The sequence below is a fragment of the Cupriavidus alkaliphilus genome (assembly GCF_014191175.1).
Classification (GTDB): domain Bacteria; phylum Pseudomonadota; class Gammaproteobacteria; order Burkholderiales; family Burkholderiaceae; genus Cupriavidus; species Cupriavidus alkaliphilus.
Genome location: NZ_JACHWE010000003.1, coordinates 612,415 through 628,399, shown reverse-complemented (window position 1 = coordinate 628,399; position 15,985 = coordinate 612,415). Strand labels below are relative to the sequence as shown.

Below are 15,985 nucleotides of genomic sequence, written 5' to 3'. Positions count from 1 at the left end.
CTCAGAACCAGGCGTCCTGCATGTCCAGCGTGGTGCGGTCGAGCGAAGCCAGCAGGTCGAACTGCGGACCGACCCTGGGCAGCTCGAAGCGGAAGAAGTACGCCGCCGCGGCCAGCTTGCCGCGATAGAAGTCCTGGTCTTCCTGGCTGCTCGCCTGCGCCAGCGCGGCTTGCGCCAGCAATGCCTGCTCCAGCCAGATCCACGCCACCACCACGTGGCCGAAGGCTTCGAGGTAGACCGATGCGTTGGCCAGCGTCACGTTGGCATCGCCGGCGCTCCACAGGGTCTGCGTCACTTCGGCAAGGCGCCTGGTGGCGGCGCCGAGCGCGCGCGCCTGTTGCGCCAGTTCGGCATCGTCCGCGGCCAGCGCGCGGCCGATGGTGGCCTGCACGCGCTCGCCCAGCAGTTTGAACGCGGCGCCATCCTTCATCACCACCTTGCGGCCCAGCAAGTCCAGTCCCTGGATGCCATGCGTGCCTTCGTGGATCGGGTTCAGGCGGTTGTCGCGGTAGAACTGCTCGACGTTGTATTCGCGGGTGTAGCCGTAGCCGCCGTGCACCTGGATCGCCAGGTTGTTGGCCTCCAGGCACCATTGCGACGGCCAGCTCTTGGCGATCGGCGTCAGGATGTCGAGCAGCAGCGCCAGGCGCGCGTGCGCTTCCTGGTCGCCGGCGGCGGCAGCGGCTTCTTCCTCGTCCACCAGCCGCGCGCAGTACAGGTTCAGCGCCAGGCCGCCCTCGACATAGCTCTTCTGCGCCAGCAGCATGCGGCGGATATCGGCGTGCTCGACCAGCCTTACCTGCGGGCTGGCGGCATCCTTGCCGCCGGGGCCGACCGGGCGGCCTTGCGGACGGTTGCGCGCATAGTCCAGCGCATGCAGGTAGCCGGTGTAGCCGAGCATCACCGCGCCCAGGCCCACGCCGATGCGCGCTTCATTCATCATGTGGAACATGCAGGCGAGACCCTTGTGCGGCTCGCCCACCAGGTAGCCGATCGCGCCAGCCTTGCCGCCCGGCTGGTACTTCATGCCCTCGCCGAAGTTCAGCAGGCAGTTGGTGGTGCCGCGGTAGCCCATCTTGTGGTTCAGGCCGGCCAGCACCACGTCGTTGTGCTCGCCCAGCGAGCCGTCCTCGTTGACCAGGTACTTGGGCACGATAAACAGCGAGATGCCCTTCACGCCCGGGATCAGCTTGCCATCCGGGCCGGGGATCTTGGCCAGCACCAGGTGGACGATGTTGTCGCTCAGCTCGTGCTCGCCGGCGGAAATCCACATCTTGTTGCCGCGCAGGCGGTATTGCGCGCCCAGCGGCGATTCGCCTTCATACTCGGCGCGCGTCGTGATATCCGACAGCGACGAGCCGGCCTGCGGCTCCGACAGGCACATGGTGCCGAAGAAGCGTCCTTCCATCTCCGGCTTGACGAAGGTCTCGACCTGCGCCGGCGTGCCGTGCGTCAGCAGCAGGTTGGCGTTGCCGATGGTCAGGAACGGGTAGGAGCTGGTGCCGACGTTGGCGCCCTTGAAGTAGGCGAAGCCGGCCTTCTCCACCACCACCGGCAACTGCATGCCGCCAAGTTCGTAATCCTGGCCCGCGGCCATCAGGCCGGCCTCGCAGAAGGCCTTCAGCGCGGTGCTGACCTCCGGGATGATGCTGACGGTCTCGCCGTCGAATTCGGGCTCGTGCTGGTCGTTCTTCTTGTTGTGCGGCGCGAACAGGTCGGTGGCGATCTTCTCGCAGGTGTCCAGCGCGGCATCGAAGGTCTCGCGCGAGTGGTCGGCGTAGCGCGCAATGCGGGTCAGCTCGTCGACCTTGAGCCATTCATACAGGATGAAGTTCAGGTCGCGACGGGAAAGGATCATCGACATGGTGTCTCCATGCGGCGCACTGCGTGGCGTGCCGCGAATTGTTCTCTGTTCTCGGAACGGCGTAGCGCTTGAAGAACGCTTTGCTTCGGACAACCAATGGCGGGCTCCCTCTCCCGCTTGCGGGAGAGGGAGCCAACAAGCGGCCAGTCGTTACAGCACCTCGAACAGACCCGCTGCGCCCTGTCCACCACCGATGCACATGGTCACCACCACATACTTCACCCCACGGCGCTTGCCCTCGATCAGCGCATGGCCCACCAGGCGCGCGCCCGACACGCCGTACGGATGCCCCACCGCGATCGCGCCGCCGTTGACGTTGAGGCGGTCCATCGGGATGCCCAGCGTATCGGCGCAGTACAGCACCTGCACCGCGAAGGCTTCGTTCAGCTCCCACAGGCCGATGTCGTCGACCTTCAGGCCGGCCTTCTTCAGCAGCTTGGGCACCGCGAAGACGGGGCCGATGCCCATCTCGTCCGGCTCGCAGCCGGCCACGGCAAAGCCGCGGAACACGCCCAGCGGCTGCAGGCCGCGGGCCTCTGCCACGCGCGCGTTCATCACCACGGCCGCCGAGGCGCCGTCCGAGAACTGCGAGGCATTGCCGGCGGTGATCACGCCACCCGGCACCGCGCTGCGGATCTTGGACACGCCTTCGAGCGTGGTGTCGGCGCGGATGCCTTCGTCGCGGTCGATGGTCACTTCCTTCGTCACCAGCTGGCCGGTGGACTTGTCGGCGACACCGGCGAGCACCGTCATCGGCACGATCTCGTCCTTGAACTTGCCGGCTTCCTGCGCGGCGGCGGCGCGTTGCTGGCTGCGCACGCCGTACTCGTCCTGGCGCTCCTTCGAGATGCTGTAGCGCTTGGCCACGTTCTCGGCGGTCTGCAGCATGTTCCAGTAGATTTCCGGCTTGTTCTTGGTCAGCCAGCTCTCCTGGACCATGTGGCGGTTCATTTCCTGCTGCACGCAGGAGATGCTCTCCACGCCGCCGGCGACGAAGATGTCGCCCTCGTCGGCGATCACGCGCTGCGCGGCCATGGCGATGGTCTGCAGGCCCGACGAGCAGAAGCGGTTGACGGTGGCGCCGGGCACGGTGACCGGGCAGCCGGCGCGCAGCGCGATCTGGCGGGCGATATTGGCGCCGGTGGCGCCTTCCGGGTTGGCGCAGCCCATCAGCACGTCTTCGACCTCGGCGGCCTCGATCTTGGCGCGCGCGATGGCGTGCTGGACCGCATGGCCGCCCAGCGTGGCGCCGTGGGTCATGTTGAAGGCGCCCTTCCAGCTCTTGGCCAGGCCGGTCCGTGCGGTGGATACGATGACTGCTTCGTTCATGTGTTGCTCCTCGGAATCTCTTGTGTCGTTCAGTTCGGTGTTTCGGTTCAGCCCTGGCCACTGAGCAGGTCGGCGGACATCACGCGCGCGACGCCGGCGGCACCGAGGTCCTGCCATGCCTGTGCCAGCGACCCTTGCAGGTTGATGGCCCGGCACGCATCCTCGATCACCGCGGCCTCGAAGCCCGCGGCGCGCGCGTCGAGCGCGCTCCACGCCACGCAGTAGTCCGTCGCCAGCCCGGCGCAGAACACGCGCCTGACGCCATGCTCGCGCAGGTAGCCGGCCAGTCCGGTGCGCGTGGCGCGGTCCGCTTCCATAAAGGCGGAGTAGCTGTCCACGCCGGCATGGTGGCCCTTGCGGATCACCAGCCGCGCGTGCGGCACGTGCAGCCCCGCATGCAGCGCGGCGCCGGGCGTGTCCTGCACGCAGTGCACCGGCCACAGCACCTGCTCGCCATACGGCAGCGCCAGCGTCTGGAACGGCTGCGCGCCGGCATGGTTGGCCGCGAACGAGACGTGCGCGGCCGGATGCCAGTCCTGCGTCAGCACCACGTGCCCGAACGCGCGCGCCAGCCGGTTGATGACGGGCACGACCTCGTCGCCGCTGGGCACGGCAAGCGCGCCGCCCGGCATGAAGTCGTTCTGCACGTCGATCACCAGCAGGCAATCGTCAGGTCGGAGGGTGGTGTCCATGTCAGAGCCAGGGAGAACCGCGGTGACGTGTCAGCCGTTGAAGCCCTTGCCTTCGTCCGCCAGCTTCTGCAGCAGCGGCGCGACCTGCCAGGCTTCGCCGTGGTAGCCCTTGGCGTAGCGCTTCATTGCCAGCGCCACGTTGTACAGGCCGACCTGGTCCGCGTACAGCATCGGGCCGCCGCGGAACAGCGGGAAGCCGTAGCCGGTCAGGTACACCATGTCGATATCCGAGGCCTTGGAAGCAATGCCCTCTTCCAGGATCTTGGCGCCTTCGTTGACCAGCGCGAACACCAGGCGCTCGACGATCTCTTCGTCCGAGATCTTGCGGCGCGTGATGCCCAGGTCCTTCGAATGCTGCACGATCATGTCGTTGACCTGCTGGTTCGGGTACGGCTTGCGGTCGCCCGCCTTGTAGTCGTACCAGCCCGCGCCGGTCTTCTGGCCGTAACGGCCCATCTCGCACAGCAGGTCGGCGGTCTTCGAATACTGGATCTCGGGCTTGTCCACGGCGCGGCGCTTGCGGATGGCCCAGCCGATGTCGTTGCCGGCCAGGTCGCCCATGCGGAACGGGCCCATGGCAAAGCCGAACTTCTCGATGGCCTTGTCGACCTGCTCCGGCAGCGCGCCTTCGTCCAGCAGGTAGCCGGCCTGGCGGCTGTACTGCTCGATCATGCGGTTGCCGATAAAGCCGTCGCACACGCCCGACACCACCGCGGTCTTCTTGATCTTCTTGGCCACCTGCATCACCGTGGCCAGCACATCCTTGCCGGTCTTGTCGCCGCGCACCACTTCCAGCAGCTTCATCACGTTGGCCGGGCTGAAGAAGTGCATGCCGACCACGTCCTGCGGACGCTTGGTGAACGAGGCGATCTTGTTCACATCCAGCGTGGAGGTGTTCGAAGCCAGGATGGCGCCCTGCTTCATCACTTCATCCAGCTTCTTGAACACGATTTCCTTGACGCCCATTTCTTCGAACACGGCCTCGATGACCATGTCGGCGTCCTTGATGTCGTCATAGGACAGCGTGGTGCTCAGCAGGCCCATGCGCTGCTCGACCTTCTCTTGCGTGAGCTTGCCCTTCTTGGCGCTGTTCTCGTAGTTCTTGCGGATGATGCCGACGCCGCGGTCCAGCGCTTCCTGCTTGGTTTCCAGGATGGTGACCGGAATGCCCGCGTTGAGGAAGTTCATGCTGATGCCGCCGCCCATGGTGCCGGCGCCGATCACGGCGACCTTCTCGATCTTGCGCACCGGGGTGCCTTCGGGCACGTCGGGGATCTTGCTGGCGGCACGCTCGCCGAAGAAGGCGTGGCGCAGCGCGCGCGATTCCGGCGTGGTCACCAGGAATAGGAAACCCTCGCGCTCCTGCTTCAGGCCCTGCTCGAACGGCTTGAGCGAGCCCGCCACGGCTTCCAGGCACTTCAGCGGCGCCGGGAAGTTCTTGGCCATCGCGGCCACGGTGTTGCGGGCAAAGCCGAGGTAGCCTTCGGCGTTTTCGTGGCGCACCTTCAGGTCGCGCACCTTCGGGTGCGGGCCGCTGGCGGCGCCGACGTTCTGCGCAAACTTGACCGCCGCGGGCAGCACGTCACCGTCGACGATTTCATCGAACAGCTTGGTGCCGGCAAACTTCTCGGACAGCACCGGAGTGCCCGACACGATCATGTTGGCGGCGGCCTCCAGGCCAATCACGCGCGGCAGGCGCTGCGTGCCGCCGGCGCCGGGCAGCAGGCCCAGCTTCACTTCCGGCAGCGCGATCTGCGCGCCCTTGGACGCGACGCGGTAGTTGCAGCCCAGCGCCAGTTCCAGGCCGCCGCCCATCGCGACCGAGTGCACGGCGGCAACCACCGGCTTGGACGACGCTTCCAGCACGCGGATCACCGAGTGCAGGGTCGGCTCCTGCATGGCCTTGGGGGTATTGAATTCACGGATGTCGGCGCCGCCCGAGAAAGCCTTGCCGGCGCCGGTGATGACGATGGCCTTGACGGCGGCATCGTCCAGCGCACGGGTCATGCCTTCGACGATGCCAAGCCGGGTGCTGTGACCCAGGCCGTTGACAGGGGGATTGTCGAGCGTGATGACGGCTACGCCGTCCTGAACCTGATACTGCGCTGTCATGCTGGTTCCTTTGGTGTCAGAAGTTGTCTCGGGATTCGAATTCTCGAATGAATGTTCTCTGCAGCGCGGGGCGTGCCGGCCGGTGCCGGCGCTGCCCCGGGTCGCGGCCTTCACGGGCGGGTTAACCCTTGACCCGATCCGCCGCTTTCCCGCGCCCCACAACGCCCTCCGGCGCTTGGGCGAAACAAGCATACACAAAATAGCACGGTCGTTCAATTTTAATTTCGGAACATTTCCGGCGCCATGCGCAACGCGAATGCCGCCCCTGATCGCGCTGCATGGAGCCGGTGCTTAACGACCAGGAGGAAGCCGCCCGCGATGCCGGCTAAGGCACTTGCCGGCCCTGCGCGAGCGCCGTCCCCAGACCAGTATCGGACTTTATTTGACCGATACGGGAAAATCGCCGGCGCAGACGCGGTAGACTCGCGGCTTTTCGTTTTTTGCCCCCTGGCCTTCACGAGACGCCGGGCGGCGGAAGGTCCAGCGACCCTGATGTCTTCCCCAATCCATTCTTCGTCCCCGCACGCTTCCCCGGCGCACGGGCACCAGCACCCGGTGGTCGAGCACGACGACCTCAAGCGCAAGCTCAAGGCCCGCCACCTGACCATGATCGCCGTCGGCGGCGCGGTCGGGACGGGCCTGTTCGTGGCCTCGGGTGCCTCGATCGCGCAGGCCGGCCCGGGCGGCGCGCTGCTGATGTATATGCTGCTCGGCCTGATGGTCTATTGCCTGATGACCAGCCTGGGCGAGCTGGCGGTGCACATGCCGGTGGCCGGCTCCTTTGTCACCTACAGCGCGCTCTATGTCGACGAAGGCTTCGGCTTCGCGCTGGGCTGGAACTACTGGTTCAGCCTTGCCGTAACCATCGCCGTAGAGCTGACCGCGGCACAGCTGGTGATGCAGTACTGGTTCCCCGGCGTGCCCGGGGTGCTGTGGAGCGCCGGCTTCCTGCTGCTGATGTTCGGGCTCAACGCGTTCTCGGTGCGCGGCTTCGGCGAGGCCGAATACTGGTTCGCGCTGGTCAAGGTGATCACCGTGGTAGTGTTCCTGGGCGTTGGCCTGCTGATGATCTTCGGCATCATGCAGGGCGGCCCGCAGTCCGGCTGGCACAACTTCACCACCGGCGACGCGCCCTTTGTCGGCGGCATCCCGGCCATGTTCGGCGTGGCCATGATCGCGGGCTTCTCCTTCCTCGGCACCGAAACCGTCGGCGTCGCCGCCGGTGAGGCCGAACGGCCCGCCATCACGATTCCGCGCGCAATCCGGCAGACCTTCTGGCGCATCCTGCTGTTCTACGTGCTGGCGATCCTGGTGATCGGCGTGCTGATTCCCTATACCGACCCCAACCTGCTGCGCAACGACGTGACCGACGTGGGCGTGAGCCCGTTCGCGCTGGTGTTCCGCCACGCCGGGCTGGCCTTCGCGGCCGGCCTGATGAACGCGGTGGTGCTGACCGCCCTGTTGTCGGCGGGCACCTCCAGCATGTATGTGTCGACGCGAATCCTGTACGGCCTGGCCGTCAGCCGCCGCGCGCCGCGCGCGTTCGCCCGGCTGACGCAGAACGGCGTGCCGTTCTACGCGCTGCTGGCGACCACCGCCATCGGCGCGCTGTGCTTTCTCAGCTCGCTGCTCGGCAACAAGACCGCCTACCTGTGGCTGCTCAACACCTCGGCCATGACCGGCTTTATCGCCTGGCTCGGCATTGCCGTCAGCCACTACCGCTTCCGTCGCGGGATGGCGCACCAGGGGCATGACCTCAGCAAGCTCGCCTACCGGTCGCCGTTGTATCCGTTCGGGCCGGTCTTCTCGGCGGTGCTGTGCCTGGTGATCATCGGTGGCCAGAATTACCAGGCATTCGCCGACATCCCGAACCGCTGGCCGGAAATCGTCGCCACCTATATCGGCGTGCCGGTGTTTCTGGTGCTGTGGGTGGGATACCGGCTGGTCACCGGGTCGCGGCTGGTTGCGTATGAGGATATGCCGTTCGAGTTTTCGGAACGGGGGGAATAAGGGGTTGCTTGAAGCTGCGGTGTAGGTTTTGGTGACATGCCGTTGGCTTTTGAACCGCCTAGTTCCGCCCTACTGGGCGGGTCACTTTTTGGCCGAGCGCCAAAAAGTAACCAAAAAGCGCGTTTACTGCCCTGCGGGCGGCATGTCTTATCGTAGTGTGCCTGGGGGTTTTCGTACGGGGCTTCGCTTCCTCACATAGCGGGACTGCCTGCCGCGGTGGTGCACCACGGTGGGTGGGGCGTTGAAGTGGAGATTGAACGAGCCCAGAGCGCGGAGTGGCCGCCTGCTGCTGGTCTTATCGTAGGAACGCCTTCGGCTGCGCTGCGCGCCGGCAGTATCGTAGGCTTGGGGGCCCTGGCACGGTACGCGTCGCTGCGCTCGCTTGGCGCGCGGTCGGTGAGCCGGGCTGGCGGAATCGCACCACGCCTTTGGCTGCGTTCGCGCAGCCGCCCGATGACCGCCATCGCCATTGAGCCCGCGCAGCAGCCGTAGGCGTCCCCGCGTTACGGCCGGCAGCAGGCGGCCTACACCCTCATTGGGATTGTTCAATAGTGGGTGATCGCAGGCACCGTCCCTGACTCACATGGCGTAGCAGGGCCGAACGGGCACCCACGCCCAAACGGAAAGCACCACCGCGCGAGCCACCAACGCCGTGAAATTGATTGCCAGCCGCACAGGCGACGCGTTTTTTGGTTACTTTTTGGGGCTCGGCCAAAAAGTGACTCGCCGGCTGCGCCGGCGAAACAGCCGCGCCTGCCAAGCACGACAGCACCAGGCCTATACCTCCAGCCACTCCTTCCTGACCTGCCCGTTCGCCTTCAGCTCGGCCGGCGTGCCCTCGAACACGATATGCCCGTGCCCCATGACGTAAACGCGCTGCGAGATATCCAACGCAATCGCCAGCTTCTGCTCGATCAGCAGCACCGAGACGCCACGTTCCTTCAAGGTCTTCAGATAGTCCCCCACCAGCGCCACGATCATCGGTGCCAGGCCTTCGGTGGGCTCATCGATCAGGACCAGGTCAGGATCCCCCATCAGCGTACGGCACAGCGTCAGCATCTGCTGCTCACCGCCGGACAGCACGCCGGCCGAGGTGTTCTCCCGCTCCTTCAAGCGCGGGAACATGTTGAACATGTCCTCCACGCTCCAGCGCGGTCTGGGCTGTCGCGGGTTGCGCTTTTCACCAAGCAGCAGATTCTGGCGCACCGTCAGCGTAGGGAAAATATCCCGGTTCTCCGGCACGTAGCCGATGCCGAGATGCGCAATCTCGAAGGTGCGCCGCCCGAGGATATCTTCCCCCCGGAACTTCACCGACCCTTCCGCCTTGACCATGCCGAGGATGGCCTTGGCCATGGTCGAGCGCCCCACCCCGTTGCGCCCCAGCAGCGCCACGATCTCGCCCTCGTCGATATGCGCGTCGACGCCATGCAGGATATGGCTCTTGCCGTAGTAGGCGTGCAGGCCCGTGACTTCCAGCATGCGCTTGCCCATCAGTGCACTCCTTCGGTGGTGGTCTCGTCGAGCGTGGTGCCCAGGTAGGCTTCCTTGACCTTGCGGTTGTTGCGGATTGCCTGCGGGGTATCGGTGGCGATGACTTCGCCGTAGACCAGCACCGAGATGCGGTCGGCCAGCCCGAACACCACGCTCATGTCGTGCTCCACCATCACCAGCGTCTTGCCCACCGTGACCTTGCGGATCAGCTCGACCGCGTGGTCCGATTCCGAGCGGCTCATGCCCGCGGTGGGTTCGTCCAGCAGGATCACGTCGGCGCCGCCGGCGATGGTGATGCCGATCTCCAGCGCGCGCTGCTCGGCGTAGGTCAGCAGGCCCGCCTGGGAATCGCGGCGATGCTGCATGCCGATCAGCTCCAGCACGTCCTCGGCGCGCTCGCGCGCGTCGCGCAGGCCGGTGAGCCGGTGCCAGAACGAATACTTGTAGCCAAGCGACCACAGCACCGCGCAGCGCAGGTTTTCGAACACCGACAGCCGGTGGAAGATATTGGTGATCTGGAAGCTGCGCGACAGCCCCATGCGGTTGATGACGAAGGGCTGCAGCCCGCCGATCTCTTCGCCGTTCAGGCGCACCGTGCCGCTGCTGGGCGCGAAGCGGCCCGAGATCAGGTTGAAAGTGGTCGACTTGCCCGCCCCGTTGGGGCCGATCAGCGCATGGCGCTCGCCCTTGGGGATGCTCAGGTTCACGCCGCGGATGATTTCCGTCTGGCCGAACTTCTTGCGTACATCGGTCAGTTCCAGTGCCGCCGCGCTCATGCCCTGCCTCCTGCGATTTCTGCCTGCACCTTGTCCCATTGCGCGCGCGACGCGCGCACCGCCAGCCGCCACGCGCCCAGCCCCACCGCCCACAGCGCCGCCGCCGCCAGCCATGGCATCCAGGTCGCGGCATCGAAGCCGATGCCGAACAGCTTCATGGCGGTGCCGTTGGCGCTGTCGACCTGCACCTTGTAGACCAGTTCGACGGTCACGATCATCGCCACCAGCAGCACCACGCCGGCCGCGCCGGCCTTCGCGTAGGACGGCAGCATGCGGCGCAGCTTGCCCTTCGCCGCCAGCGGCAGCTGCATCAGCAGCAGGCTGGCCAGGCCGCCCGGCACGAACATCACCATCAGCACGAAGAACAGGCCCAGGTAGAGCAGCCAGGCCTTGGTCAGGTCCGACAGCGCCACCGCGAACAGCACGAACACCACCGCGCCGATGACCGGCCCGAAGAACACCCCGGCGCCGCCGATGAACACCGCCAGCAGCACGCCCCCCGAACGCACCGCGCTGACGTTCTCGGCCGAGACGATCTCGAAGTTGATCGCCGCCAGCGCGCCGGAGATGCCGGCGAAGAACGCCGACAGGATCAGCACCAGGTAGCGCACGCGCTGGGTGTTGTAGCCGATGAACTCGACCCGCTCGGGGTTGTCGCGCACCGCGTTGGCGATGCGGCCCAGCGGGGTCTGGGTCCAGGCGTACATCGCCACCATCGACACCAGGCACCACGCCGCGATCAGGTAGTAGACCTGGCGCCCGGGCCCGAAGCTGATGCCCAGGAAGGGGTCGCCGACCACGCGGTTGGTGGAGATGCCGCCCTCGCCGCCGAAGAACTCCGGGAACATCAGCGAGCTGGCAAAGACCATCTCGCCGATGCCCATGGTGATCATGGCGAAGGTAGTGCCGGCCTTCTTGGTGGTGACGTAGCCGAAGATGACGCCGAAGAACGCGCCGGCCAGGCCGCCCACCAGCGGCAGCATCGACACCGGCAGCCACACCTTGCCAGCGCCGACCATATTCAGCACATGCACCGCGATAAAGGCGCCCAGCCCCGAATACACCGCATGGCCGAACGACAGCATGCCGGTCTGCCCCAGCAGCATGTTGTACGACAGCGCGAAGATGATCATGATGCCCATCTGCGACATCAGCGTGATGGCGAAGCCCCCGGTGAAAAACAGCGGCAGCACCAGCATGACCAGCACGGTCAGGCTCCAGATGATCCAGCGCGCCAGGTTCAGCGGGCGGTAGCGCAGGGTGCGGCCGGTTGCCACCGGCTCGCGGGGTTGTTGCATCGCTTGCTCCATGGCCTCAGCTCTCCCGGGTTCCCATCAGTCCACGCGGGCGGAAGATCAGCATCACCACCAGCAGCAGGTACGGCAGCACCGGCGCCACCTGGGCCACCGTCAGCTTCCACAGCGAATAGAACGGCGTGGCCTCGCTGACCGCCAGCCCCAGGCTGGTCATCAGGCCCGCCAGCGAGGCGTCGATGGTGACCGCGAAGGTCTGCAGCACGCCGATCAGGATCGATGCGATGAAGGCGCCCACCAGCGACCCCATGCCGCCCACCACCGCCACCACGAACACGATCGACCCCACCGCCGCCGCCATCGACGGCTCGGTGACGAAGGCGTTGCCGCCGATCACCCCCGCCAGGCCCGCCAGCGCGGCGCCGCCGCCGAACACCATCATGAACACGCGCGGCACGTTGTGGCCCAGCGCCTCGACCATTTCCGGATGGGTCAGCGCGGCCTGGATCACCAGCCCGATGCGGGTGCGCGTCAGCACCAGGTAGATCGCCACCAGCATGCCCAGCGACACCAGCATCATGAAGGCGCGGTACTTGGGGAACGACGAGGTGAACACCGTGAACAGTGGCCCGTCGAGCTCGGCGGGAATCCGGTACGGCACCGCCGCCAGGCCCCACACCAGCTTGACGCCCTCCTCGATCAGGTAGGCCAGGCCGAAGGTGAACAGCAGCTCGGCCACATGGCCGTACTTGTGCACCGTGCGCAGGCCGAAGCGCTCCACCAGCGCGCCCGCGCCGGCCACCAGCAGCGGCGCGAAGATCAGCGCCGGCCAGAAGCCGATCTTGCTGGCGATGGTGTAGGCAAAATAGGCGCCCAGCATGTAGAAGCTGGCATGGGCAAAGTTGAGCACGCCCATCATGCTGAAGATCAGCGTAAGGCCCGACGACAGCATGAACAGCAGCAGCCCGTAGCTGATGCCGTTCAGCAGTGAGATGACGAAGAATTCCACAGCGTGTCCTTCAAGCTGGTGCCGTCATGCGCGCGCACGGCGGCAACCGTCCGGGTCGATCGAGGGTGAGCGCCTCCGCCAGGGGCGGACATCGCCCCCGGACACTCCCCGTGGTGGTCTGAAACAAAGACCTGAATGTCGGCCGGAAAGACCGGAAGTATGCAGGCCGCGCGGCCACTTTGTCAGCGTCGCCGCGCACCGCCGCCAGGATCAGCCCGGCCGCTTCATCTGGCAGGAGGTCGGCTGGGCCGATACGTACTGGTCCATCAGCGCGTTGGTCTTCCAGCCGTAGCCAGTGTTTTCCTGGTCGTACTTGATTTCCTTGCCGTCCACCTTGGTCCAGGTGGCGACTACCAGCGGCTGCTGCGCCTGGTGGTCGGTGTTGCGCATCTCGACCGTGCCGTTCATGCTGTCGACCTTGATGCCTTCCAGCGCCTTGGCCACCTTGACCGGATCGGTCGAGTTGGTGTCCTTCATCGCCTTGCTGAGCATGGCGATGCCGGTGTACGAGGCCATCACGTAGAAGTCGTCGTTGTACTTCTTCTTGTAGCCCTCGATGATGTCGGCGCCGCGGAAACCCTTGTTGTTGGGGTTGTAGTAGCCCACGTACTTGACGCGGTCGGCGCCGGCGGCGCCCATCGCCGTCGGCACGCCGGTGGTGCCGGCGTAATAGGTGTAGTAGTTGGTGGTGAGCCCCGCGTCCTTGCCCGCCTTGATCAGCAGCGCCAGGTCGCTGCCCCAGTTGCCCGTGATGACAGTATCGGCGCCCGAAGCCTTGATCTTGGCGGCATATGGCGCGAAGTCCTTGACCTGGGCCAGCGGGTGCAGGTCTTCACCCACGATCTGGACGTCGGGGCGCTTGCGCTTCAGGTAGTCCTTGGCGGCCTTGGCCACCTGGTGCCCGAACGAATAGTTCTGGTTGATCAGGTAGACCTTCTTGACGTTGGGGTCCTTGGCCAGGAAGGTGGTCAGCGCCTCCATCTTCATGTCCGAGTTGGCATCGAGCCGGAAATGCCAGTAGTTGCACTTGGCATTGGTCATGTCCGGATCCACCGCGGCGTAGTTCAGGTAGACGATTTCCTTGCCGGGGTTGCGCTCGTTGTGCTTGGCCACCGCATCCTGCAGCGCCAGGCCGACCGACGAGCCGTTGCCCTGCACCACGTACCGGATGCCCTGGTCGATCGCCTGCTTGAGGATGGTCAGGCTTTCCTGCGGCGACAGCTTGTTGTCGAAGCCCACCACCTCGAACTTGTGCGGACCGGCCCAGCCCTTCTGGTTGGCGACATCGGCCACGTACTGCCAGCTCTTGAGCTGGTTCTGGCCAACCGGGGCCATCAGCCCCGAAAGCGGATCGATAAAGGCGATCTTCACCGTATCCGCAAATACGGACCCCGAAACCAGCGCAGAACCCAGTGCGGCAAACGTGGCCACCCCGGCCACCAGCGGACGCATTTTGGTCATACCTGTCTCCTTCACTCTTATCGTGGCTTGTGGTTCGATGTCGTCGATGCGGCCGGCCGCGTGGCGCCCTCCTGTTCGCGCCGCGCGGCCGGTCCCGGCAGCGCCGTGCCGCAAGCCGGCCGGCGCACCGGATGCTGGCCTGCCGGCCTCAGGCAGTCGGCAGCTTGTAGTCCTTGAACTGCTCGCGCAGACGCAGCTTCTGCATCTTGCCGGTGGCCGTCAGCGGAATCTCGGTGACAAAGGCCACGTCGTCCGGAATCCACCACTTGGCGACCTTGCCTTCGAAGAACTGCAGCAGTTGCTCGCGGCTGACCTCGGCGCCGGGCTTCTTCACCACCACCAGCAGCGGGCGCTCGTCCCACTTGGGATGGTAGGCGGAGATGCAGGCCGCCATGTGCACCGCCGGATGCGCGGCGGCGACGTTCTCGATATCGATCGACGAAATCCATTCGCCGCCGGACTTGATCACGTCCTTGCTGCGGTCGGTGATCTGCATGAAGCCGTCGGCATCGATGGTGGCGACGTCGCCGGTCGGGAACCAGCCGTCGACCAGCGGGCTGGCGTCGTTGCGGAAATAGCGGTCGATGATCCACGGCCCGCGCACCAGCAGGTCGCCGAAGGCCTTGCCGTCCCACGGCAGTTCCTTGCCCTCGCCATCGACGATCTTCATGTCGACGCCGTAGATCACGCGGCCCTGCTTTTCCTGGATCTTGTGGCGCTCGGCATCGGGCAGGTCATGGTGCTTGGCCAGCAGCTTGCTCGCGGTGCCCAGCGGCGACATCTCGGTCATGCCCCAGGCGTGGATCACCTCCACGTCCAGCGCCTCGAGCGCGCGGATCATCGCCGGCGGCGCGGCCGAGCCGCCGATCACGGTGCGGCGGAAAGTGGAAAATTTGAGCTGGTTGGCCTGCATATGCTGCAGCAGGCCAAGCCACACCGTCGGCACGCCGGCGGAGAAGGTCACCTTTTCCTGCTCGAACAGCTCATAGAGCGAGGCGCCGTCGAGCTTGGGTCCCGGCAGCACCAGCTTGGCGCCGACCAGCGGCACCGAATACGGCAGGCCCCAGGCATTGACGTGGAACATCGGCACCACCGGCAGGATCACGTCGCTGGCCGAGCAGCCCAGCGCATCCGGCATGGCCGACGCGTAGGAGTGCAGCACCGTGGAGCGGTGCGAATACAGCGCGCCCTTCGGATTGCCGGTGGTGCCCGAGGTGTAGCACAGGCTCGACGCGAGGTTCTCGTCGAACTGCGGCCATTCGTAGTTGCCGTCCTGGGCGTCGAGCAATTCCTCGTAGCACAGCAGCGGCACCTTGGCTTCGGCGGGCATGTGCGCGCGGTCGGTCATCGCCACCCAGCCCCTGACGTTGGGGCAATGCGGGGCCACGCCCTCGACCAGCGGCAGGAAGGTCAGGTCGAAGAAGATGTAGCCGTCTTCCGCGTGGTTGACGATATAGGCAATCTGCTCGGGGAACAGGCGCGGGTTGACTGTATGGCAGACGGCGCCCATGCCGGACACGCCGTAGTAGACCTCCAGGTGGCGGTAGCCGTTCCAGGCCAGCGTGCCGACCCGCTCGCCCTGCTTCACGCCGAGCGCGCCGAGCGCCTGCGCCAGCTTGCGGGCACGCAGCTCGCAATCGCGGTACGTATAGCGATGCAGGTCGCCCTCCGTGCGCCGCGAGACGATCTCGGTGCTGCCGTAATAACGCGCGGCGTGTTTGATGATGGAGGAAATGAGCAGCGGTGCGCTCATCATTTGACCCATCAATGCCATGAACCTGCCTCCTGAATTCTGGTCTGTCCCACCGAAAAACGAACAACCGTACTATTTTTGGACGGTCGTTCGCATGTTTGGCATCGGCAAGGAGCCGATCCGGTCGTGCACTGCCGTACTGGCGTCGAGTTGCTGTCGTCGGGGCCCGCAATTCTGCGGAGGTCCATGCACCGGATTCATGGGCTAAGTGAAGGCGGGAAATAACCTTGCGGTG

Annotated in this window: 11 protein-coding genes; 1 reads left to right on the top strand and 10 read right to left on the bottom strand. The window is 65.8% G+C overall.

Annotation, left to right across the window (positions count from 1 at the left end; translation table 11 throughout):
• Window position 1: 1 nt before the first annotated feature.
• From FHX60_RS14465 to FHX60_RS14450, 4 genes are all read right to left on the bottom strand, one after another.
• Window positions 2-1,864, bottom strand: a complete 1,863-nt coding sequence (locus tag FHX60_RS14465; RefSeq protein ID WP_183283748.1) for an acyl-CoA dehydrogenase — start codon at window positions 1,862-1,864, stop codon at window positions 2-4.
• 150 nt (window positions 1,865-2,014) lie between these two features.
• Window positions 2,015-3,193: an acetyl-CoA C-acyltransferase gene (locus FHX60_RS14460; protein WP_112776961.1), complete on the bottom strand. Its 1,179-nt coding sequence runs from the start codon at window positions 3,191-3,193 to the stop codon at window positions 2,015-2,017.
• A 47-nt stretch (window positions 3,194-3,240) separates the two neighbouring features.
• Window positions 3,241-3,885, bottom strand: a complete 645-nt coding sequence (gene pncA, locus FHX60_RS14455; protein WP_183283747.1) for a bifunctional nicotinamidase/pyrazinamidase — start codon at window positions 3,883-3,885, stop codon at window positions 3,241-3,243.
• Window positions 3,886-3,915: 30 nt separating this feature from the next.
• Window positions 3,916-5,997 (bottom strand): 3-hydroxyacyl-CoA dehydrogenase NAD-binding domain-containing protein, encoded by a 2,082-nt coding sequence (locus FHX60_RS14450; RefSeq protein ID WP_112776963.1) that lies wholly within the window; start codon window positions 5,995-5,997, stop codon window positions 3,916-3,918.
• Window positions 5,998-6,489: 492 nt separating this feature from the next.
• Between FHX60_RS14450 and FHX60_RS14445 the strand changes: the two genes are divergently transcribed.
• The gene (locus FHX60_RS14445; RefSeq protein ID WP_221210005.1) at window positions 6,490-8,007 is read left to right on the top strand and encodes an amino acid permease; all 1,518 of its coding nucleotides are present in this window, start codon (window positions 6,490-6,492) and stop codon (window positions 8,005-8,007) included.
• 777 nt (window positions 8,008-8,784) lie between these two features.
• Here FHX60_RS14445 and FHX60_RS14440 read toward each other — a convergent pair.
• The 6 genes from FHX60_RS14440 to FHX60_RS14415 all read right to left on the bottom strand — a co-directional run bounded on the left by FHX60_RS14440 (window position 8,785) and on the right by FHX60_RS14415 (window position 15,771).
• On the bottom strand, window positions 8,785-9,498 hold the full coding sequence (locus FHX60_RS14440) for an ABC transporter ATP-binding protein (RefSeq protein WP_183283746.1): 714 nt from the start codon (window positions 9,496-9,498) through the stop codon (window positions 8,785-8,787).
• Window positions 9,498-10,274, bottom strand: coding sequence for an ABC transporter ATP-binding protein (locus FHX60_RS14435; RefSeq protein ID WP_183283745.1), 777 nt, complete (start codon window positions 10,272-10,274; stop codon window positions 9,498-9,500). The genes FHX60_RS14440 and FHX60_RS14435 overlap by 1 nt, the downstream gene beginning before the upstream one ends.
• The gene (locus FHX60_RS14430; protein WP_183283744.1) at window positions 10,271-11,584 is read right to left on the bottom strand and encodes a branched-chain amino acid ABC transporter permease; all 1,314 of its coding nucleotides are present in this window, start codon (window positions 11,582-11,584) and stop codon (window positions 10,271-10,273) included. The genes FHX60_RS14435 and FHX60_RS14430 overlap by 4 nt, the downstream gene beginning before the upstream one ends.
• A gap of 4 nt (window positions 11,585-11,588) precedes the next feature.
• Window positions 11,589-12,536, bottom strand: a complete 948-nt coding sequence (locus tag FHX60_RS14425) for a branched-chain amino acid ABC transporter permease (RefSeq protein WP_062799143.1) — start codon at window positions 12,534-12,536, stop codon at window positions 11,589-11,591.
• Between the two features lie 210 nt (window positions 12,537-12,746).
• Window positions 12,747-13,997, bottom strand: coding sequence for a branched-chain amino acid ABC transporter substrate-binding protein (locus tag FHX60_RS14420; RefSeq protein WP_112776968.1), 1,251 nt, complete (start codon window positions 13,995-13,997; stop codon window positions 12,747-12,749).
• A 148-nt stretch (window positions 13,998-14,145) separates the two neighbouring features.
• Window positions 14,146-15,771, bottom strand: a complete 1,626-nt coding sequence (locus FHX60_RS14415; RefSeq protein WP_183283743.1) for a 3-(methylthio)propionyl-CoA ligase — start codon at window positions 15,769-15,771, stop codon at window positions 14,146-14,148.
• Window positions 15,772-15,985: the final 214 nt, after the last annotated feature.